At 50.8% G+C, this 21,447-nt stretch carries 23 protein-coding genes and 1 pseudogene; 16 read left to right on the top strand and 8 right to left on the bottom strand.

The window, feature by feature from the left end; translation table 11 throughout:
• Window positions 1–1,030: 1,030 nt before the first annotated feature.
• On the bottom strand, window positions 1,031–1,366 hold the full coding sequence (locus RBB80_RS25920; RefSeq protein ID WP_433965159.1) for a hypothetical protein: 336 nt from the start codon (window positions 1,364–1,366) through the stop codon (window positions 1,031–1,033).
• Between the two features lie 733 nt (window positions 1,367–2,099).
• Here RBB80_RS25920 and RBB80_RS25915 point away from each other — a divergent pair.
• Window positions 2,100–2,675: a hypothetical protein gene (locus RBB80_RS25915; protein WP_433965158.1), complete on the top strand. Its 576-nt coding sequence runs from the start codon at window positions 2,100–2,102 to the stop codon at window positions 2,673–2,675.
• Between the two features lie 11 nt (window positions 2,676–2,686).
• Here RBB80_RS25915 and RBB80_RS25910 read toward each other — a convergent pair whose 3' ends face one another.
• From RBB80_RS25910 to RBB80_RS25900, 3 genes are all read right to left on the bottom strand, one after another.
• A complete protein-coding gene (locus RBB80_RS25910; RefSeq protein WP_433965157.1) occupies window positions 2,687–3,190 on the bottom strand; it encodes a hypothetical protein in 504 nt (167 codons plus the stop codon).
• A 387-nt stretch (window positions 3,191–3,577) separates the two neighbouring features.
• Complete coding sequence (locus RBB80_RS25905; protein WP_433965156.1) at window positions 3,578–3,919, bottom strand: hypothetical protein; 342 nt, start codon at window positions 3,917–3,919, stop codon at window positions 3,578–3,580.
• 12 nt (window positions 3,920–3,931) lie between these two features.
• Entirely contained in the window at window positions 3,932–4,282 is a 351-nt protein-coding gene (locus tag RBB80_RS25900) for a hypothetical protein (RefSeq protein WP_433965155.1), read from the bottom strand.
• 307 nt (window positions 4,283–4,589) lie between these two features.
• On the opposite strand from RBB80_RS25900, the gene RBB80_RS25895 reads away from it, so the two are divergent.
• From RBB80_RS25895 to RBB80_RS25885, 3 genes and pseudogenes are all read left to right on the top strand, one after another.
• A complete protein-coding gene (locus RBB80_RS25895; RefSeq protein WP_433965154.1) occupies window positions 4,590–4,925 on the top strand; it encodes a hypothetical protein in 336 nt (111 codons plus the stop codon).
• Window positions 4,922–5,740, top strand: coding sequence for a hypothetical protein (locus tag RBB80_RS25890; protein WP_433965153.1), 819 nt, complete (start codon window positions 4,922–4,924; stop codon window positions 5,738–5,740). Before RBB80_RS25895 ends, RBB80_RS25890 begins: the two co-directional genes overlap by 4 nt.
• Window positions 5,741–5,782: 42 nt before the next feature.
• Window positions 5,783–6,565: pseudogene (locus RBB80_RS25885) on the top strand (SOS response-associated peptidase).
• Between the two features lie 1,035 nt (window positions 6,566–7,600).
• Here RBB80_RS25885 and RBB80_RS25880 read toward each other — a convergent pair.
• From RBB80_RS25880 to RBB80_RS25870, 3 genes are all read right to left on the bottom strand, one after another.
• Window positions 7,601–8,005 (bottom strand): hypothetical protein, encoded by a 405-nt coding sequence (locus RBB80_RS25880; RefSeq protein WP_433965152.1) that lies wholly within the window; start codon window positions 8,003–8,005, stop codon window positions 7,601–7,603.
• Window positions 8,002–8,202 carry a hypothetical protein gene (locus RBB80_RS25875; RefSeq protein ID WP_433965151.1) on the bottom strand — a complete coding sequence of 67 codons (201 nt, stop codon included), beginning with the start codon at window positions 8,200–8,202 and terminating at the stop codon, window positions 8,002–8,004. Before RBB80_RS25875 ends, RBB80_RS25880 begins: the two co-directional genes overlap by 4 nt.
• A gap of 399 nt (window positions 8,203–8,601) precedes the next feature.
• On the bottom strand, window positions 8,602–8,814 hold the full coding sequence (locus RBB80_RS25870) for a helix-turn-helix domain-containing protein (protein WP_433965150.1): 213 nt from the start codon (window positions 8,812–8,814) through the stop codon (window positions 8,602–8,604).
• Between the two features lie 299 nt (window positions 8,815–9,113).
• Here RBB80_RS25870 and RBB80_RS25865 point away from each other — a divergent pair, with 299 nt between their 5' ends.
• From RBB80_RS25865 to RBB80_RS25835, 7 genes are all read left to right on the top strand, one after another.
• Window positions 9,114–9,254: a ribbon-helix-helix protein, CopG family gene (locus RBB80_RS25865; RefSeq protein ID WP_433965149.1), complete on the top strand. Its 141-nt coding sequence runs from the start codon at window positions 9,114–9,116 to the stop codon at window positions 9,252–9,254.
• A gap of 118 nt (window positions 9,255–9,372) precedes the next feature.
• Window positions 9,373–11,382 carry a hypothetical protein gene (locus tag RBB80_RS25860; RefSeq protein ID WP_433965148.1) on the top strand — a complete coding sequence of 670 codons (2,010 nt, stop codon included), beginning with the start codon at window positions 9,373–9,375 and terminating at the stop codon, window positions 11,380–11,382.
• Window positions 11,383–11,486: 104 nt separating this feature from the next.
• A complete protein-coding gene (locus RBB80_RS25855) occupies window positions 11,487–11,819 on the top strand; it encodes a hypothetical protein (protein WP_433965147.1) in 333 nt (110 codons plus the stop codon).
• 53 nt (window positions 11,820–11,872) lie between these two features.
• The gene (locus tag RBB80_RS25850; protein ID WP_433965146.1) at window positions 11,873–13,012 is read left to right on the top strand and encodes a hypothetical protein; all 1,140 of its coding nucleotides are present in this window, start codon (window positions 11,873–11,875) and stop codon (window positions 13,010–13,012) included.
• Between the two features lie 93 nt (window positions 13,013–13,105).
• Entirely contained in the window at window positions 13,106–13,354 is a 249-nt protein-coding gene (locus tag RBB80_RS25845) for a hypothetical protein (protein WP_433965145.1), read from the top strand.
• Window positions 13,355–13,476: 122 nt separating this feature from the next.
• Complete coding sequence (locus tag RBB80_RS25840) at window positions 13,477–13,674, top strand: hypothetical protein (protein WP_433965144.1); 198 nt, start codon at window positions 13,477–13,479, stop codon at window positions 13,672–13,674.
• On the top strand, window positions 13,643–15,877 hold the full coding sequence (locus tag RBB80_RS25835; RefSeq protein ID WP_433965143.1) for an AAA family ATPase: 2,235 nt from the start codon (window positions 13,643–13,645) through the stop codon (window positions 15,875–15,877). Before RBB80_RS25840 ends, RBB80_RS25835 begins: the two co-directional genes overlap by 32 nt.
• A 427-nt stretch (window positions 15,878–16,304) precedes the next feature.
• On the opposite strand, the gene RBB80_RS25830 is transcribed toward RBB80_RS25835, so the two are convergent.
• Window positions 16,305–16,985 (bottom strand): recombinase family protein, encoded by a 681-nt coding sequence (locus RBB80_RS25830; RefSeq protein ID WP_433965142.1) that lies wholly within the window; start codon window positions 16,983–16,985, stop codon window positions 16,305–16,307.
• Window positions 16,986–17,991: 1,006 nt separating this feature from the next.
• Here RBB80_RS25830 and RBB80_RS25825 point away from each other — a divergent pair.
• The 5 genes from RBB80_RS25825 to RBB80_RS25805 all read left to right on the top strand — a co-directional run bounded on the left by RBB80_RS25825 (window position 17,992) and on the right by RBB80_RS25805 (window position 21,441).
• On the top strand, window positions 17,992–18,381 hold the full coding sequence (locus RBB80_RS25825) for a hypothetical protein (RefSeq protein ID WP_433965141.1): 390 nt from the start codon (window positions 17,992–17,994) through the stop codon (window positions 18,379–18,381).
• A 194-nt stretch (window positions 18,382–18,575) separates the two neighbouring features.
• Window positions 18,576–18,701, top strand: a complete 126-nt coding sequence (locus RBB80_RS25820; protein ID WP_433965140.1) for a hypothetical protein — start codon at window positions 18,576–18,578, stop codon at window positions 18,699–18,701.
• A 243-nt stretch (window positions 18,702–18,944) separates the two neighbouring features.
• On the top strand, window positions 18,945–19,886 hold the full coding sequence (locus RBB80_RS25815) for a hypothetical protein (RefSeq protein WP_433965139.1): 942 nt from the start codon (window positions 18,945–18,947) through the stop codon (window positions 19,884–19,886).
• A 128-nt stretch (window positions 19,887–20,014) separates the two neighbouring features.
• Window positions 20,015–20,218 carry a helix-turn-helix domain-containing protein gene (locus tag RBB80_RS25810; RefSeq protein ID WP_433965138.1) on the top strand — a complete coding sequence of 68 codons (204 nt, stop codon included), beginning with the start codon at window positions 20,015–20,017 and terminating at the stop codon, window positions 20,216–20,218.
• 95 nt (window positions 20,219–20,313) lie between these two features.
• On the top strand, window positions 20,314–21,441 hold the full coding sequence (locus RBB80_RS25805; RefSeq protein ID WP_433965137.1) for a tyrosine-type recombinase/integrase: 1,128 nt from the start codon (window positions 20,314–20,316) through the stop codon (window positions 21,439–21,441).
• Window positions 21,442–21,447: the final 6 nt, after the last annotated feature.

The raw sequence follows: 21,447 nt of genomic DNA, 5'->3' as shown, positions 1-21,447 counted from the left end.
CAGACACGTCTCCATCTTCCTGACTCTCACGAAAGAACCCCACGGCATCAGCAGAACAATCAACCATACTACACTTGAATGGGATCGTAACGCTCTTCATCGTTCACTCTACCTGTGCAACGCAAGACGGCCTAAGTTGTTGCACACTAGTAGGTTAGCACATGTGCCTGTGCATGGGATATGGGGTGAAGATCCGTATGTTTTTGCAAGCACGGAGACCAACCACGGGTTTGATTTTTATGTACGCAAATTGAATCTGACTTTAACTGAGAAATTATATAGAAGTCATGTCTTCGAGGGTGAGGGTGAATTTCAATACCGATCTGGTTCTCAAGAATCTTGATGATCGTCTCAGGATGCCATATCGATGCCAAGGCTAGAGATACTGCAAGACCCAAAATGACAATCCTTTTGTTCAAGATCCCAGAATCCTGTATGAGATACAGTGAGCGAAGGATAGTGGGCCAGACGAGGTGATGCAGAAGAATAATCGCAGCAGTCGAGAAAAGGAGGATAACGAAGCCGAAGATGTCCAAATTGCATAATTGCATACCGATCAAGATGCTAGCTTCGATCATTCCTGCATTGATTCGAGAATGACCAAGATGTATGCGTGTGAGGTGGAAATATTGGCTCAGCCACAGTGTTACTGCCGGGACTATGAAGACTGCAAGAGTGATTGCCAGACTTGATATCATCGCAGCTATCCAGTGAAGACTTTGTTGCTTATTTAGGACGGCCCGAAAAATCCTTCTAGCAATGGCGACACTGAACAGATCACACAAGCCCGAGGCAGTCACGCCTATACACGCAGAGCTAAAGGCGAATAGGTAGGCCGGTAAGTAGTCAGGATGTTCTCTGAGGAGCTGTAACGCAGACAATCCTGGGGTAGCGTACGAACCTTGCAATACTATCGTCAAGATGAATACCCCGACAGGTATTGGGGTTATGACCATAGCGAGAAGGGCGAACGCACGATAACGGCACAAATAAACCCAACTCACCCAGAGCCCCCACCCGACTATTGAGACTAAAACTCTCTCACTACGGTCTCCCCCACGAACAATGCAAGGGACCAAAGAAACAGAATCGACGTGCCCACGCTGACCAGCATGGATGCGCCTATGCTGCGGAGCGAGATTAGTTTCTTACCAAACACCCAATCGAGAAGGGATGAACAGATTACGGCGAACCGGTCTACAACACGAAGTTCTTTGCGGCGTGACAGCAATTCGAAGTCGCTCAGCTTGATCCACCACACCTCCAACCGGCTTTTGAGATTCTTGCTTTCATCCTCATAGACGTTAAGGCCAATGTAAAACAGTAGTCCACTCATCACCCCGCAGACGATTCGAAGTATCAGCATTTGAACACCCGGTCACCTCGATTAGGATCGGCCTGAGCAAATCGACTCATCTGATGATCCTCACCGATGAATGATACCGCTAGAGATAAGAGAAATGAAAAATGACAGGACGTAAGCCCAAATCAGCAGCTCAGAAGATCTCTGAAGGCAATCCCGGTCATAGACCAAGCGTTCCTAACGCTGGTTTCTCTGCTGTAGACGCAATTGGTGATCGTCCTGGTTGGTTGGATGAAGCCGCCAAGGCTGAGGCGAGAGAGAGTCGTCAGTTATGTTCGCGATCACGTTCTATACAACACTCGGATGAAGGAGCTTGAGCGAAAGACGCTAGAAGACGTGGCGGGATCTTGACCGGGGTGATGCGTTTCTTCTCCTCAAAGCATCGAACACGTTGATGGATGCCAGTCACCTGATATCCAATGAAAAGGCGGCAGGGAACTTGCCGCCATATGTCTGGTAGGCTGCCTTATGGGCAGTACCATAGTTAATCCCACGAAGGGGTTAACTTCGATAATAGAAGATAGCGTGAGGCGTCAAACGTAATCTTAGGCCACGGAGATTGAATGAGCCGACTATTTGCATTCATGCTTTTGTTCCTGCCGGTAGTTGGATTCGCTCAAAAACGTCAGCCTCGCTACGATCTGCCACCGACCACAATCCCCCCTCATGCGACTATGCATTGGTAGGTCTCAGCTCTCTAGGCGGCCAAGCAGCATACCTCCGCCTGGCATACCAAGTGAGAGCGCTAGGCACCGCTCAGGAAGCTGTAACAGCTTTAGTTACTGGTATGGAGGGTCTAAAAAGCGAGGCTGCACCTTCAGTGGCGATGTCTTCTGCTTTCACGGGGACCCAAGAAGCGCGTAACAAGCTACACTGCGCGGCATACTTAATAAGCAGATATAAAGCTGTTGACAAGGACGATGAAACGGTGAAGAGCCTCCTCATCGTTGCATATAACCAGGAAGCCGCAGTGGTTTCCGACCTGGAGCGCCACATCAAAGAACAGTTCCTTCGCTCAGACAGCCAGAGTACGCAAGCGGCTGCCGTAAAAGATGCCGAAAGAATTACCGCGATGAATGCTCTCCAACACGAAGCCGCCCTGAACATAGCGGAAGCAACAACCTTCTCGCTAATGTTGAGCGTAGACAGAAGCGACCCCGCCGCGAAGAACACAGCGCAAACGGTCTTAGCGTGTGATCAATACGCGGATCTGAAGAAGTCCAGTGCTGCTCTTGCCGGTGATACCAAAAGCGCCTACACCAACGCTGCATCGCTGTTTGTATCTTTCCTCGACGGGCATAAATGCCGGTGATCAGATGGTGGCTATTGCATATGTTCGCGGCCACGTTCTAAAGCCCAAGCTTTCGTGTTCTTCACTAGGAATGTCCAACTCTCGTTTGGAGGTATACCTAGGGCCTGACAAGCTTTCTGTTTTTCGTCCGGCAGCACCTTGGCTTCTCTCGTATCGCTGATGTGTTTGGCGGCAAAGCCTATGGATACTGTTCGGCTCGCACAAACCGCGTCCGCATTGGTAGCAATAATCCCGTTACTGTCCCACTTGATGATTTGGAAATAAGCGACCGAGATGTGAGGGTGTCCAGAATAATAATCAGCACTCGCCTCAATGCACTCTCCGGTTCGCTTCTCGCAATCCAGCTCAGTTTCCGTTTGATTAGCCGCGTGTTCTTTAGGATTCACTGGAACCCATGAGCCTTCAGCCGAGAACGTCGATTGATCTACAAAAAAATAAACGTGGGGGTCGACCAGCGTTTGGGCTGGCAGCGTGGACGACGCGAGCAGGAGCATTGAGAGTAAGCGACGCGCCATAGAGTTAAACGATAGTTTTACACGGCCAGAGATCAAAACGGAAAAGGATCGGTCTAAAATCGCAAAATGAAAACTATGAAGTGGGCGGCCATGGCCGGGATGCCGGCGGTATCTGGCTCAACCTGACTAACGAACAATACGACAGGCTTAGGAGTCGCAGACAGAGGGTTGAACGGAAACGACACTGATATATTTTCAGCTATGTCTGTGTTACTAAAGTATTGGTTCGGCCATATCGGGGCATGGATCGTTGCAACGACCGAGATATTTCGTATGCATACCCACGGATCTCCAGTACAGGTTCATGTACTGCTATATATGACGTCTGCGACTGTCCTTTCAATCGAGGTGGCCCTTCGTTATGCCCAAGAACGGTTCGGTAATTCATCACTCACATGCGTCTAGGAGCTTATCCATTGCATCGGACTTGGTTAGGTTATATTCCTCAACCCAGACTCTGATGGAGCTATCCGAAGTCTCGTCATGGATGTTTTTCATCCCATATGTACACATGTCACCATACAAGATGTCGTCCTTGTCGGGGTCGTGCCCACCGAACCATTCGAGGATTCCGTAGCCTGTGTGCATTTGAACCATGAAGTAATCACAACCTTCGACCCGGTGGACAATGATCGCCTTGACCAGTGATGATGCCTGGGCTGTTAGTGTCGGAGCTACGCTCATAGCCAAGGCGGCGAAGATCACGGCTTTTCTCGTTCGTGGTTTCACTGACCTTCTCCTCTACCGCGACATCTGCTGCTTGCTGTGAATGGTCATCTCGGGGACGCCATGGTAGTCCGTGATCAGTCCGGTGACACATACGTGCTCACCAGGACTGGGTAGGGCGTCAAGCCTTCCACGATCCTCGCGCCAGATGAGTATCGTGAAGATCTGTCGGGGATAAGGCTCGTCGAGGTTGACGAAGGTGGGAGTCCCTCGACTGTTCGACGCAGTGTGCTCCCCTGCTACCTGCCCGCACACGGTGGCGCTTTCACCCTCGTGGGACTTAGCCTGGGCGGCGGTCAGGTGTTGTGCTTGTGAGATGGAACCAAATGACAGAAGGACTATAGCCATGAGAACGTGCGTATGCATTCTTTTCTTACCGCTCCACGAATCGAATTTTGGGGAGGAGAGCAAGCGTACTTGTCCGCTTCTCGTGGCGCAAGATGAAAGAATTTGCATCATCCTGATAAACAGAGGGTTACAAATAGAGATTTTCCATGCGTCCCAGTAGTTTGGCGTTTGCTATTCATGACCTCTGCTACGCTGTCTTCACTATGCCGAAAGCACCTAAAAAGTCGACAAATCTCACCCTGCCGCTTGCTGCTCCCAGCCCCCACGGATGCCCCAAATAGGAGACCGAGTAATCCCTGAGCGATCGGATTCTGAGTGGAAGATTATGAACGTCCGCTCTGAAAGTTCCGTAGATCTCGAACTGCCGGGAACTTATCTGACTCGGTTTCGCCAGGATGTCAGGACTCTTAAGTTTGTAGACAAGGTTGTGACCAAGACTCCAGAGCCTTCTCGCGATACCGCTGCAATCTTTGAGCGCATTGCAACCATTCAACGAGAGAACCTTCAGCGACTCGATGATGACGTTGCCATCCTTACCAAGTACCTGAAGTCGGAAGGGGCATCGAAAGATGTACTAAAGACGTTAGACACTTTGAGTAATGAACAGCACGCAAGCTGGCAGGCCGCTGTGGAACGCATTGAGGAATTACTAACAGAATGACGAATGGTAGCATTTGCGTTATGAAATTTAGGAAGATTGGCATTTTGAGTTTGCTACTTTTATCAACCAATTTGGCGAATGCTACCCATCATTTGTTCTATGTGACAGATGATGGAAAGACTGTCTACGTTGCGAGTGACACCGAGCGGACCGTCCGCAATCCGGACGCTTATCTTGACCAGCTACAGACCACAGCGTGCAAAGTTGTCGCTACTAGGCACGAGGTCTTGGTCATAAGTGGGAAAGCCTCACACACTGTTGCGATAAAACAGGAAGATGGAGGCTTTGTTTTCAAAACAGACCACGAGTTCCGGCCCGTGGCAGCGAGAATTCTCAATAAGAATGAGAGCGCCGATCAGCAGGTAACAGATTTGTTGGTTGAGGCTTCCAAGCATATCAAGACTATGATGATTCTTGATCCTGAAGCGGCAAAAGCCAAGGATCTAGCAAGTTTCTTCGACATACGAGTAACGATGGTCGTCGATGATCGAAGCGGACCTAGAATATGGGATTTCGTTATTCCTGTCGTCAACTGGAAGCGCGGTCCGGAAAAACCATACTTCTACCCACATGCACATGGCGACCTAGTGCCGCCACGCAGCATTTATAAGGTGAATGTTTATGCAAAGGATTTGCCTCAGTCGTTGGGGAGCTTTCAAGGTATGGAAGCCAAGATGCTCACGGATGTTCTATCAAAGTACAGCAAGTCCCCGGACACGGTAGTCAAACTGAACCAAATCGATTCGGACTTCATATTGAACAAACAGCTTTGTTCCGCTCCAGCCTCCTCCGGTACATCCAGAACAAACCCTTGATTCCAACAGAAGATCGAACGGAACGAAGCATCATACTCTCTTATGTGTGGCCGCTATTATCGCCGTTCGGACAAACAGCGCATAGCTGAAGCCTTCAAGGTCGGCAAGCTCCCACCAGGATTTGAACTGCCCCCGGATTACAACATCGCCCCCAGCACCTTTCAGCCCGTAATCCGGACAGATCGCGAGACATGCGAGAGAGAGCTGACGACGATGCGGTGGGGACTCGTCCCTGCGAAGATAGCTGACCCCGACAGATTCAAGATCTTCTCGACCACGAATGCCCGCGCTGAGTCGATCTTAGATAAACCGATCTGGCGTGGTCCTTTCACTCATACCCGTTGTCTAGTTCCCCTGGACGGATTCTATGAGTGGCTTCAGCGCCCCAGCCTGCCTCAGCCGCCACCTATTGAACCCGGAGAGCATGGGCTCTTTGGCGACATTCAAGCGATCCCCAAGGAGGTCTCCAAACCTTAAGCAGGTTCGCGCCCCGTCTACAAATTCGAGATGCCAGACGGAGCGCCTTACGCCTTGGCAGGATTGTTTTCGGAGTGGCGACCAAGGAAAGGAAGCTCGTACCCGCCGCTCGATACATTTTCAATAGTGACCACCGAAGCGAACGAACTGACAGATCCTATCCATGATCGAATGCCGGTCATTCTTCATCCACGCGATTACGACCATTGGCTCAACGATTACGACGAGTCCCGACCACCGATTGATCTGCTCCGACCGTATGAATCGGACGGTATGCGTATGACACCCGCCAACAGACTTGTTGGGAACGTGAGAAACAACGGGCCGGAGATGTTGAATAGTGCGTGAACCAGAATCAGACTTCTACCAGTGAAGAGGTCAGCTAACTCTTGTTTCGGATGACAAGTCTTCGGCGTAGGACGATTTGACTGACCGGCGCGACTTCATAAATTCTACAAGGCGCTCGCAGTCTAGATCTGCGAGTACAAGCTCTTGAACCCGCTTCTGCGGCACCCCAGTATTGAGTGCGTAAAGGGCGTATCTAATCTCCTCAGCTACGCTCTGTAACGCCATTTCAACTCCTCTTTCACCTAACAGTCCTCTAGTTCTTTTATGCACTTGAGACCGCCAGCCGGTGAATGCGTCCTCTTCTACGCCGAGGTTGACCGCAAGCTCACGTAGAGTGGACTCGTCGCTCTCGTAGAAGGGATCCTGCAAATGCCGCCCAAAAAGATCTCATCAGCAACTCGACCAGCCAACACTACCACGGCAAGTTTAGAGCTGTGTCGTTTGATGCGACCGCTGATTTGAGCGTCGAGTTCATCCTTGCTTTTGACGCGCCACCGATCTTGGCCACGCACTTTGTGTAGATCGCTTATTCGAAGGCGGCTAGATATTCCAGCCACACATCCAGCGACCTTACCCCTCGGCTTTGCGGTAACCGTTCTAAACGGAATTCTCAAGAGCACAGCGGCAACAGCATGTCCCGCCTCATGCGTGGGAACTCGGTCCCAGATTTGCTCAGTTGTATAACGGAAGTCCGGAGTAAGTCTCGAAGAATCCCCCGGTGGGAATGACAATCTATCAGCATATGTTAAGTAATCACGCACATCTTTGCCCCACATTGTATTTTCATCCCTTTCAACTATTAGATGCTATTCAATTCATTTTTCGCACTTCATGAATATATTAATTTCGTTGTTGTGTCGATTTGTTGTGTCGATTCGTTGTTGTGTCGAGCGATTTGCTTCAACAGTGAAAGGGTATTAGCTTAGATCTATAGTCACTGAATCCGTGACAAGAGAAATAGCCCCCACCGCTTCATGTCAAGTAGTGGGGGCTTTTATTATGCAATAAGTTCACTGCAATGGAAGATCGAGTTTCTCAACCCATCTTGACCATCTTTTCGTAGTGAGCTTTAGAATTCAGTGCAATCTCATTGATTTCTCGCATCGACGCTATGACCGACTCACGATTTGCCGGATCTAGTTCGGCACCATGTTCGAACATAAACTGTTCGAGAAACTTCTCAAAGTCTTCAGGACTCAACGCAGAGTTGCGGAGTTCCCCATCGAATTCTTCATCCGTCTGTGCTCTGAATCGTTGGTCGCTCGGATTAGCGATGAACCCCGTCGATGTTGAGCCATCCTTGCGCTGCTTCCTGCTCTTCGCCTTCCTTTTGAACTCAAGGGCCTTGAACTTCCGCAACAGTGCCTCGTCTGCGTATCCTCTCTCCACAAATGCCTCAACGAAGGTGAGTGCATGGACAGGGAGAAATTCGTCTATCATCCGGTTGATCGTCTCATCTGCGCTTTCCCCGTGATGGCAGCGTAGATGTCGAGCATCTCAATAGCCGATTTTGGGACTTTCATCCGCCGCAGAAAGTCGAAGCAAGGGACTACGTCACTCTCTTTCGTGGGAGGGTAATTATCCTCGATTGTTGTTGTAGGAAATTCTAAAACCTTCGCGGTCTTCGCTTTCGTCATTTTCGTTCTCTCCCTGGTATAACGATTTACTTTACTGTAATGGATTGCATTACATAGTGTAAAGAACAATGTTACACTCAGGTCATGAAACCGATATCGAAACAGGATGTGCCGGAATTCCTAAGGAAGTGGAAAGGCGAGAGAAGCATCCTTGCTGTCTGCCGAGAATTGGAGATAACTTCACAGACCTTTCACCTTTGGCTCAGAGGCGCGGGATTCCCAAGCGATGAGAACCTCGCGAAAATGGGCTATCGGTGGGCAATTGTGGAGGACAAGAAATGACCGATAACGTAACCGATTGCCGGATGGACCCTCAAAGTCATAGAACAGGAACGCAGCGAATTCGATGCCCGCTTTCTTCAACAAATGGGCATTGCTTCTGAGCTTTCTGTTCGTCGACTATGACGATTGCGGAGTGCTCCTCAGTAGATATGCATGGGGCTGCATATTATCGATATCTGATTTCTTAAATCTCCAATGGGCTTTCTTACCCCAAGGAGTGAGGTTATACGCTGGGATTATTTTATTCACTGCCATCTTTTGGATTGTGCTAACCGAAAACCCCAAATACGCGGCTAAATCCTGGATGGTCCACCACACTTCATCGGTCATGTTTGTTCTCTTCCCGTAGGAGCGATTGTTTACTCCACTAGCGCAGATTAGCGTTTGTAGATGGGTTTTGCGAACAATCTTGTAAGTCTCTGGGATTCAGAGACTTATGGAGTTTTACACAGGTGACCAACCCAAAGGTCGAGATCAAAATCAACTGCTTACGAGGAAGATGTGTTGACGGATTTTCTGACACTACAACGAAAATAAATATGATATTTTCCGAACCCTAGAGGGGGTCAATCGGTCATCTAGGTAGCGGATTTTATATCTGCCACCCAACTCCACATAGAAGAACCTACATGCCTACTCCTCGCTATGCGCGAAGTCAGTTTTACATCTTGACTTCTCAGCTTAAGGAAATCCAAGATCGCGCCGACACCACAGGTGCGAGTATGTCTGAAATTATCCGCAGGCTTCTCCAAAAAGCTCTTGCTTCCTAAGCAGTAAGCTCCTCAGTCTCCCGGTTGCGTCTTCGAAATGAAGAGGCCCGCCCGCACAATCCCGGCAGCATCCCGCCCACGCCCTGCGCTCGATATTCCCGAACGGACCAACTCCTAAATGCGTCTCAAATATCTTCTTGTCCTCTTACTCACCCCTCTGTGTATCGCGCAAACGCCGACCGGTGCCCACCGCATCTCCCAAGTTCTTGTAAAAGGTAACGCTCTCAACGCGAATGTTGGGCCGTTTGCCAGCATCACTGTCTGCGTGGCGAATACTGGCTGCGCTACGGGCGCTACGATCTATTCCGATCAGGCTTTGACGGTACCTATTCAGCAGCCTTTGGTCGCGAACGGCAGCGGGAATTACGACTACTACATTGCTTCGGGGTGCGTCGACGAGCAGATCTCCAGCCCCGGATCGCAAGCTATTTTTATCCCGAACGTCTGTCCATTCAATGGAGTAAGCGGAGGAGGAGCTGGCAATCCGGCCCCGCCTGCATTTGCTGTCCAGCTTGCCAATGCAGGGGTCACATCGTTTCAGGGTGACGGGTTCATCAACATTAACCCAACTACGCATACGCTAACTTCGCGCATCAACAATGGTGTGTCGAACGCCAACTCCTACCGCACAAGCAACGCAACGAATGACGGCATCGCCAACTTCATCGCCAGCACTGACTGTAACTCCGTATCGTGCGCCGCGATGGTCCCCCCGACCTCAAACGATGCCTCTACCGGAACTAATCAAGCTGGTAACTCTACTACGAATTCAGTCTCACTCTTCGATCAGCGTTACAACGCCTTTGGGATGTACAACACCAACCCTCTGCCAAGCGGATTCGGTTTCAATTTTGTTATTCAGTCGGGATTCCCCGCAGAAACCGCTTACACGGTTGGGAGCAAGAGCGCTATCCAGGGCGCAGAGCAGGACATGCGGTTTGAGCAGGCCCTCTTTATCAATCCTGGTTATGTGACCAGCGGAGAGGGATGCCCCTTCAACTGTCCCGCTGCCGGGTATACAAGCACTGCGCAGTGGCAAATTCAGAATGTTCTGACTCAGAACAACTTCTTCCCAGGTGCTGGTGTTCGTGGAATCTGGGGGCAAACCAATAATTTCACGGGCATAGGTGATGCCAGCGTGATGCACTTTAATAATCTCTATGCCGGGGGTGCAATCTCAGCTTCCGACGAAGGTATACACGGACTTGGAGAGTCGAACATCTCAACACCAGCAGATTGGCAAGGAACAATTACCTCTCTTACTGATCCTAGCCACTTTGTCGCCAATCAGACGGCCTCGGCAAATACTCAGGGCGTCGGACGGTACATGATAGACCGGACGGCAACTCCTCTTTTGTCCTTACAGTTGACGGCGAATATATTTTCACCAACCAATACAGCCCCCTTCTATGGAACCGTAGTATTCGATGCTTCCACTCCCGCACTTCCGGTCAGCTATGCGCAGGGTAGCTTAGTAAATGATTGCGTTGTGCCGATTCAGGAAGGCACCGTAGCCCAGACTTCGTGCACAGTCCACGCAACAACCGGAACTTTTACCGCTACGGGAGCAGGCCCAGGAGGAGATCAGGGGCTATTCTGTGCAGCTCAGAATACCGGTGGAAATATGATCTTCGGTGCTCAGGTATTGAGTGCAACAGCCAAGGATGGCAGTGGGAACCAAATATTAACACTGATGGCTCACCGTAGCGTCCATGCCTTGGGCGTAGGTTCTAATCCGACAATGGCCGCGCAGGGTGGTGCTTGCGGTACTGTCGTTAGTTTGAATGGGGATACTAATTCAGATGGCACATTAAACGGTTCCGTGATTCCCGTCATTGTTTCCCCAAGTCCGCATACGGTTGGCTACGCACACTACAATTCCAGCCAGTTATGGAGTTCTGCCGTAGCACCGGGAAGTTCGGCGAGAACCGAGGCTATCTTTGGGGTGCCGAACGTAGGCGTAGCGCCGGGATCGTTTCAGGCCACCAACGTCAGCAGAACCAATAACGTCCTTACCGGAACCATTGATGGAGACGAGAACAAGTTTTCTCTTGTTAATACTTTCGTAGTTACCGTGTCTGGGTGCTCTGATTCAAGCGTGAACACGGGTATCGGTGGAGCGGGGTAATATTTACCGATGGAGGCACCTTCACGGCATCACAGACTGGACCTGATACCACATGCTCCAGTGGTGCGGTTCTTAGGCTTCCCGTTCGTAATCTTCAGGCGAGCGTGCAGTGGGCATCTGAAATTTATGATGTATCTGACCACACCCCTGGCGTCTTGCCGAATGCCATGCTTGCCAACGGACATTTTATTGGTTCCTACCAGCCGATGTTTCACGTTGGTGATAATCTCGCCCTTCCCACTAATTACGCAGCTATGGGAGATTCACTCAACCTACAGCAAGCGATAGGTCAACCAAGCAGTATCGGTGCTCTCGTTATCTCGAATTTGGGATATTCGGCGTTCGGTAATGCATCCATAACGGTCCAAAATTTTCCTTCAACTGTAGACAACTTTGGTTCAATTGGCACCGGGGAAACCAAATCCCCGCCGACTTGATGGATGCAATTGGAATTTTCAACACAAACCTAAATTCAAATGTGCAGCCGGTGGTGTGCGGTATCTGCTGGGGCGGTTCGGCGTTCAGCAGTCCGGGAATGCAGAACTTCAACCCACTCAGCATTAACAACGGCGTCAATACTCTTCATTTCGACAACACCATCGACGGCGGTCAATGGACTTTCAAGGGGAGTAACGGCTTCAACCTTGAGACGATCAGCAACAGCAAAGTTTCTACGTCTGTACCGCTCTTCGCTCAATCGCTAGTCGTTCAGGGCAACACTCCCGGCATATTCGTTCCCGACCCCTATGCAATCTTCAAGGAGTGCTCCATAAAAGACCCCTCTGGCGCGGCTTGCTTTGACGCCTACTTCAATACCCCTCTGACCATAACTCAAATCGGGGCTCCGGGAACAACACCTTATAGCTACGTCATGCAGTTGAATAATCCCAATGGTACGACTACATGGGGTCCAATCACCACCACCTTTACAGGCAATGCCACTCTGAGCGCAACAAATTTCAACTCAATTTCGTGCAGCGCGATCCCTGCTGGTACCACAGCAACGATCTGGAATTACCAGTTTTCCATTGGACCTTCAGGTTTTACGAGCCTTGGCAGTTGCTCCAGTCCAAGCGGAGTAGTAACCGACCAGCTGTCTCCTCATCCCACCCCTGCGGCCAACGAGGTGATTAGCTTGGGAGGTCAGATGAACATCGGTAGCGCGTTGGTCAACGGAGCGGGGGATGGATACTGTTTTACTTCGTCTAACCTCTTCTCCAATGGTGCCTCGCCTGCGCCGACTCCTGTTGGTTGTATTAGCTCTATCACTCCGGGAACTTACAGCTTCGACACGACAACCATCGGCAACCATCTCGGCAACGTCACGCTCAACAACCTGACGATCAATGGCACTTGCACAGGCCCCGGATGCGCCAACCGATTGACCGGCACCACTGGCAGCATCGGTGGAGCGGCATTGGCTGCTGGAGCGTGTGCTACGGGCACCGCGACAATCGCAGGTGGGGTCGCAGGGCATCCCGTTTATGTCTCCACTGCGGACGGGTCCGATATCGGCGGTGACTTCTTCTATCGTGCGGTTACTACAAATGCCACCACCGTCACTGTGAGCGTTTGCGCTGCTGTGGCCGGAACGCCGGCTGCAAAGACGTACGCAGTTGCGACTTTCTAAAAATAGCTCTTCCTGTGGGGCGTCTCGATCCTGAGAGGCCCACACTCCCACACTCCCACACAACCGCACCTCCACTCCATCCAAAGGAATCCCTTGCCCCCACTCAACGACTCCGCCGAATCGTCCTCCCTCGAAACCTTCCCCATTCAGAAAACTTTTCCGCTGAATTACCGTGACTGCAAAGTATTGACCGCGATCATGGACAAGTTCGAAGTCCTCAACGGCTACGGCTATCCAAAGGAACCTCTCGTATCGGAACTTGCCGAAATGGCTGGCATAGATCGCGATGATGCCTATTACTCGCTAAAGCGCCTCCGGATGGCACGATTCGCAAAGAGCTAGGCGATCAATAAAAGCAAATAGAAATGCTGGAAGTAAGTTATCGAATGATTCATACACCCTTTTTCAAAGCGACTCGTCCAAATTGGGCCGAAAAACATCTAACGATTTAAGAGGAATATCCCATGAAGTTCATCGAAGCAAAGAGAGTGCTGGAACAGCTATCCGCAATGCTCGGGGAGGCAAAAACCAACCGGGACTGGGGTGCGATCGAGATTGATCTAAAGGACGGGCAAGTCGTCCTTCTCCGAACCACCAGACAGTTCAAAGTAACCGACGAGGAAACCCCCGATGCCCGCCCCGCTAGCTACACCCGCCGATAATTTCCCTGACCAACCCACATGCGAGATTACTCGTGCCGTCCGTCATCTGTTAGAACCCGACGACCCTTTTGTAGACGCTGTATATCAAATTTGCGCCAAGAAGCGTAATGGCAAGGGAATCGGTTCAGGCACATATTCCAACACCTTCGAACTAGTCAAGAAGGCCCGAAACCTAAGCCAGAATACCGATGTCGAAGCGGTGTGGGTTCGGATTCACGAGCTAAGCCAAGATTTCCCGACAGCCGATTTCCAGTGGAACGGAAAGATGGCAGCGGACACAGACGTTACAGCATGGCGTTGGATCTTCATTGATGTCGACACTGACGCATCTGAAGGCAAAATCCCATCCGCAGAAGACAAGCAACTCTCACGGCAAGACGCTATAAACGTAAGGAAGATGCTCGACCAGCATGGCATCCCGGTTACCACAGCGGACTCAGGCAATGGCTGGCATTTACTAATACCTTTTCGCCAACCCGTCTCGCCTGAGACCTCCGAACTGGTTAGAAAGTTTGTCCAGGCTGTTGCGTACCATGCTGAGGCGCAACTTAAGCAAAGTCACATTGATACCAAAGTGACAAACCCCAGCCGTCTGTGCAAGCTATATGGCACATGGTCACGTAAGGCCGACAGTGAAGAGTTGTGGCGTTGCTCTAAACTGCTGACCGAATCATATACGATTGCGACCACCCAACAGATTCAGGCGTTCATTGATAAGTATCCGATCCCTGAACCCAAGCCTAGTCCTGCCCGAACTGCTGAGTTTGGCGGTGAGATTACCGAAGCGAAGATGGAAGAGTTTTTCGACTTCTTTGGTATCAGGCACAACAATCGGAAACCGTTCAAAGGATCAGGTTCAAAGTGGTATATCAAAGACTGTCCTATCGGACACCACACAACGCCCAGCACGTCATCACGAACGATGGTTTCTCTATCAGAGGGAATCCCCGGTTTTTGTTGCCATGCGGAAAAGTGTGGCGCATACGGATGGAAACAGTTGAGAGAACATCTGGAATCTGGTGGACGTAAGTTTTCATTTTTCCCAAAGTCACAACCGGAGCGTCCAGAAAATGGACAGTCTGAACCGGCAGACGATGATTGGGTCGATAGCGTAGCCGAAGACACACCAGACGCGCCTCTAACGTTCAAAGAATCGAAACGGGGTGCCAAACCTAAGTTGATCACTAGGCCCATGAGTGATATCAAAACGAAACCGGTCAAATGGTTGTGGCAGGGATACCTTCCTGAGAAGCTGACTATCCTCGCAGGAGCACCGGGCACAGGTAAATCGACAATGGCGTATACGTTCGCTGGTATTGTCAGCAGTGGCGGATATTGGCCAGATGGAACAAAGGCAAAGCAAGGGCGCGTCCTTATATGGTCTGGTGAAGATACTGCGGATGACATCATCAAGCCCCGTCTGGTGGAAGCAGGAGCGGACCCGAATTTTATTGAGATTCTCGAACACGCACCCGGACCCGATGGCGCACCCGTACCGTTTGATCCGGCTATTCATATCCCCGACCTGAGAGAGTTGGTTGAATACCATGGGGATGTCCTGATGATCATCATTGACCCGATTGTTTCGGCTGTCACTGGCGATATGAACAAGTCCAATGAGGTTCGGCGAGCTTTGGACGGTATCGGTGACCTCGCTGATGACTTCCATGCGAACATCTTCGGCATTACGCATTTTGGGAAGAATACACAAGGCAAGGATGCGACTGAGCGTCTGTTGGGTTCTCAAGCATTTGGGGCTAAACCTCGAATGGTCCTAGTCACAGGAAAGGACAGGGTAACGGAAGAATGCGTCATAGTCCGTTCCAAGTCGAATATTGCACCATGCAGCGGTGGGTTCAAATACAAACTCAACATCGTCCAGCAGCAGAGCGAAACCAACGAGGGAGAACTCGACACCGTACAGATTGAATGGTTGGGACATCTGGAAGGTAACGCGAGGGACATCCTTTTCGAGATCGAGAACGGACCCACAGAACCTACAGCATTTGACAAGGCCAAACAACTCCTTCGGTCGTGCTTCGATGACAAACCCGAATGGGACCCGAAAGAGGTTTTCGAACTCGGCAAACTTGAAGGCATCGGGCAGGGTTCAATCCGCCAAGCCTATAAAGTCATCGGTGCAGATACCAAGAAAGCTTTCGGTGGTGGTGCCTTTTGGTTCATGCCGGAGGGTCAATCTTGATTTGACACAACTACAATATTAACGATGCCATCATCAATATTGGTAGGGGTGTTTTGGGTTGCTCCTCCAATATTCACGATACAAATTTAATCATCAATATTGGATAATAAAGGACTTACGGGACAAACCACCGTTAATATTGTAGTTGTGTCAAAAGCTACATAAGAGGCAAATCTCCCAATATTCACGATAGAATTTGTGTCATCAATATTGGCAAAAGACGGGTTTCTGGACAGACTGGACAAATGAAACTGGAAACTTTCTGGACAGACCTTCTGAGGTGGGGGTTACGTGGCGAAAAGCCTATTTTCTTCCAAAGCGACCTCGAATTTCAAAAACTGAATTTCGCTTTGTCCGGAAAATGGAACGACAAAAAGCCCCAACCCGGAAGGCTGAGGCTTTAGAAAGAGGTCAGGCGATTTAGGATTCAGGCGGATACGGCTGCAGCCCGCGTGATCACTCGGCTCACCTGGGTTGGGTGCCATGTTTTACCAGATCGTGACCGACGCCCTTCGTCATTGAGAACCTTTGCAATCGTGAGCAGAGGCAAACCATTCTGACGCAGCTCTCTGATTCGCTTAATGACTTCTCTTTCGGCCTGATGCTCTGGATGCTCGCCGTAAGGCTTGCGACCTTCACAGCGGCCTTTAGTGATCCGCATACGCTCACGTGCACCTCTGAGCTTGGCAACGGTCATTGCACGGTCGTACTGGGCAATGCTGCCAAAAATCTGACGCATGAGGACCCGACTAGGATCGTTGGAGCAGAGATCGGGCTCCGCGACACTAATAAGCTCAAAGCCCCGTTTGCGGAGATCGGCGATGATGTTCTCCTGCACCATCAAGTCACGGGCCAGTCTATCCAGCCGTTCAATGATGACTGTCTTTGCGCCGTTTGACGCTAAGGCTTCTAACATCGCCTTCAGTGCGACCCGACCATCTAGTTCAGTCTTACCGCTCACACCTTCCTCTCGGAAGACTTTGGTGACGTTGAGACCGTTGGCTGCAGCATATCGCTTAATGGCTGCTAACTGACGGGTAAATCCATCGCCGTCGACTTGGCCAAGGCCGCTGACTCTGAGATATCCATATGCGTTGACGGTCTTCATTGAGGCGCTCCAATTCGATTGTGACTGGGCCCAACAATAAGGTGTCCGGAACGACGAGTCAACACAAATTCTTCAGAAATTGTGAAGTCATTTAATTTCAACAGATTTCAACTGTCGCACGATGGTTGAATGTACCAGCCAATCACGTGAGATCCGCGTGGATTGGGACAGCGAGTGGATCGCTCGTGTTGTTGGCATTCACACGAACCCTGCACCGGGCTCGACGGCTAACAAAGTTGTCACAACGAACGCGACGCGGTGATGGCACCCTGTGTATCGACAGGCGTTCTTGGGCGATACCCGCGACCCCAGGAACACGTGGGAACGGATGGTGGGGCAAAACACCATCCAAACCCGTTTGCCTTTGCTGATTTACCCCTTGTTGCTCCTGATCAAACCACACGGAGATTACGTCAAGGGGTACTCAGAAAGTAGTACAGAATACCCGAAGTAATGGTCGAAGCTATAGACCAAGTTGTTGATTATAAAGAGGAATAGGGGACCCTGAAAAGCCGATAGACCCCCCGGCGGCCAACCCCTTTTCAACTGGGGGCGAGGGCTAGATTACTAGGCAAATAGCATCTTGTCCTTTCCAGTTTATTTTCCAGAATAGAAATGGCCCCCACCCGGGAGGCCCAAAATCGCAACCCACAAAATACCCCCGTACTGAAAATTTTAGAAATAATTTTTCAGCCCGAAACCTACCCCGACCTTGTTCCATAGTCGTCGCTTTCCTGTTCCATAGTTGTTCCACTCTTGTTCCATTGTTCCTGAAAGGTCCCTTATGCACATCAACGCCGAATCGGTTTACCGCAAGCTGGCGCTCAACTCCAAAGCCCCACAACATAGTCGTATCAAAGCTCTGAACTTCTTACGCAATCCCTCCTATGCTTTCCTTCGCCGGATAATCGATGACCCCACCTGTCCAGGTCGCCTTCAGGCACTCGCCAGTGATTTGTATGTCCGGAAGATGGCCACCCGGCAACTCGCTAAGGAATCAAGATAAATGCCCTCGACCCTCGATCCGAACCAACTCGCCTCTTTCACCAAGCAGCCTGTAAACGTGAAACGCACCAAGGAAGAGTTTGTGTACGACCCCGCCTATGACAAGCATGTGGAGGGGATGTTCCGCAGAAAATGGGACGAGGAAGAGACATTCAAACCCCACGCTAAGCAGATATGGAGCGCGTTGTTTCAACCTGTCATCGGTAATAGCCCCGCCTTCGGGGATGTGCCGATGCTTATGTCGATTGCGGAGCGGACGAAATCAGACGTTCTCAGGGGTAAGGCGCTGGCATGTCTAAAGCTCCATTTAATGGACTGTAGCGGCGTAGATGGCTCGCTAAAGGACAGAGTGCAAGAGACCCTTAACAACGTTACCGGGGTCGCGACATGAAGACCCCGACCGACCGAACGCCATAGCCCTTGAACGGCTCGCCCGTCAGCAAAACCGCAAGACCCAACCCAAGCTCGATCCGATGCTCGAACTGTTCGCACAAGGCAGGGTCGATATTTACCAGAAGCAGAACGAGAACGAGGAAGAGTAACAGCACTTAACCCCCAACCAACTAACCCACAAAGGACGCCACAATGAAAAGCACCACGAAGACCGCACCAAAGAACTCCCCCGTAACCCAGAGCGAATTGGACAAACACGCTAAGACGTTGCCGACGCCCAAACAGCCTTTGCCAGACAAGAAACAGGTAAAGAAGTAACCCATCATGGAAAAACCATTCCGCCTTCGCCCCACCCCACCCATTACAAAATCGATTCCGCTAATCACACGCCGACACAAGGATGGCACCGTTGAGCTAATCCTATGCACGACCGATTCCACGATTCGCTATTTCGGCTGCGATGAAAACGAGGCTTATTCGCGCATGTCCGTGCACCTTCGCGGTACCTCACAACTCTAACTAACCGTCCAGTTAATGGACACATCTTACAAAGGAAACCAAATGCCAAACCAGACAGAACTAGACAAAATGGCTGCCGATACCTCAGCTATGTGGCTCGATGAATTCGACCACCAACGAGCGGAGTACGCGCAGACCAAGAAACCCCAGCCCGATGCGTGGGAAGACTTTGGCGGGGTCGCTCGCCCCGGCAGAAACTTTGGAGCCGCAGCCGACCTTGAAAATGACACCGCCACGCAAAATGAGCTGGCACGTAGGGACCCTAACGGCTTCGGCGTAAAGCTCGCTGAAATTCGGCAAGAGAAAGTAGTGAACGAGTTCCGCCGACTCAACCCGAGCTATGTCCCGAATGAGAAGAATCAGAAGGCTGTCTACAAATACATTCGCGATTTTCAGTTGCAGGACAGCAATCTGCACCTAGACGATGTTGACGACGAGGCATACAAAGCGGGTTTGTGGACAGTCGAAAACTTGACTCAAGTATTCCGCCACCTGTCCGCGAAAGGCCGTCTGGACATGCCGGCAAAAACTATCAAGGCCCTCTCGCGGGAAGAGAAGCTCGATGTAATCTCGTATATCCGAACGGGTTCGCTTCAGGATGCTGTTGTGGCCTATATCACTCATTCGTACGGCGGCAATCTTCCACATTACTCGTCCGCACGTGACCTATTCACCAGATACCCCGACCTTGCCAGCAGCGCATCGAAGTTTGTTTTCTATCACAGCCGAGGAACCATCTCTCAAGCCGACTGGGAAGCCTTCGACAGAGAGAAGCTTGCAGGGGTGCCAATCTTGACGTTCGAACTAATCAGAGTGGCATACGACGATTGGGTCTTCCTTCGCGAACTGAACAAGGATGCCAAAGCGGCTGTCGTGGCCGCTCCCGCTCCACCCAGCGAGGAAGACCTAAACCAACTTTCCGACGAAGAACTTAACAAGAGAATCATCGAAGAGCAAAAGCAGTGGAGGCGTAATCAGTTCTAAAACTCAATAGTCATGCGGGGTTCTGGCACGACAACGGAAATAAACTTTAAGGCGACACGCGGAAATCATCTCAAAAAGCATCTAACTTTTGTGTACGCCTCAATAACAATTTATTTCGACGTGAACTCATGAGCCGTCGATTCTTTACGCCTGAACAGGCGGCGGACTATCTCGGTGGCATCAACAGCCGTACTCTAACCCGTTGGGCGAGGGAAAACTACATCCCAGCCATACCGATTGGGGAAGGGAAGCGGCGTTTGTGGCGCTTTCTTGAATCCGATCTGGACGAGTGGATGATGAACCGTCGACGAGGCGGTCACGATGCCGGTTGATGTTTGGCGAATCAAGGTTAAACTGTTGGCAGCCATCGGTGCTCCAGTCGGAGAACAACATGACTGAAAGCACAAGATTCCAGCAGGGTTCACTTATGCGTGTTAAGAACAAAACAACGCCGGATACTTGGTTTTTCCGTTACTACGAAGATCAGGACGGACGGCGGGTCCATCGCAATCTCAAGATCGGCACGGTGCGAGAACTCCCGCTCCGTCGTGATGCTGAGACTGCTGTGTTGTCTTTACGTGCCACCATCAACTCTGGGGTTCGCACACCTGAGACGGTGAATGACCTCATCGCCCACTACACGCCATACGAACTGACGTTAGAGAGAAAGTCCCATGCCACGATTGAGAACTTCAAAGGAAACCTGAAGCTTTACATCGTTCCGAAGTGGGGCAAGTATCGTCTTTCTGAAGTCAGAACTGTTGCGGTGGAACAGTGGCTACATACCCTTGAACTTGCACCAGCCACCAGGACGAAGATTCGGAATCAAATGTCCGCAATCTTTACTCACGGCATCCGGTATGAGTTCATCCAGACGAACCCAATCAGCAAAGTTCGCTGCTCCTCTACGCGCCTTAGAGATCCAGACGTGCTCACGCCTGTTGAGTTCCGTTCCTTACTACTTCATCTTCCCTTGCGAGAACGCGCAATGGTGATGTTGGCAGGGTCTACGGGACTGCGCCGGTCTGAGATGTTTGCACTTCGATGGTCAGATCTTTGCTTCGGCACGATGCAAGTATTCGTGACTAAGGCAATCGTCAGAAACCATGTTGGCGGGTGCAAGACTCCAGCTAGTCGCAAGCCAGTACCTCTCCATCTGTCAGTTTTGGACGTTCTGCTGAACTGGCGTTCGAAGTCTGATTACAAAGAGGACTCGGACTTCCTTTTTCCATCAATACGTTTGAACGGCACTCAACCTTTGTTTCCGGACATGGTTTTGAACAAGATCATCCGTCCGGCCTTACTGAAGGCTGGGATCGTCGGGAAGACAATCGGATGGCACAGCTTCCGGCACTCGCTTGCGACCAACCTGCGCTCTATGGGAGTGGACGTTAAAGTGGCCCAGGAACTTTTGAGGCACGCCAACAGCCGCATAACCCTTGATCTGTACACCCGAGCAGTCTCCGCTGATAAGCGGGAGGCAAGCGGGAAACAGTTCGACATGCTGATGGGAGGCAGCGATTCCGTACCGTCGATCGTACCGTCAGCAGCCTAGCCGATT

It is taken from the genome of Tunturiibacter gelidiferens, assembly GCF_051013345.1.
Lineage (GTDB): Bacteria > Acidobacteriota > Terriglobia > Terriglobales > Acidobacteriaceae > Edaphobacter > Edaphobacter gelidiferens_A.
This window is presented reverse-complemented; position numbering and strand designations above follow the sequence as displayed.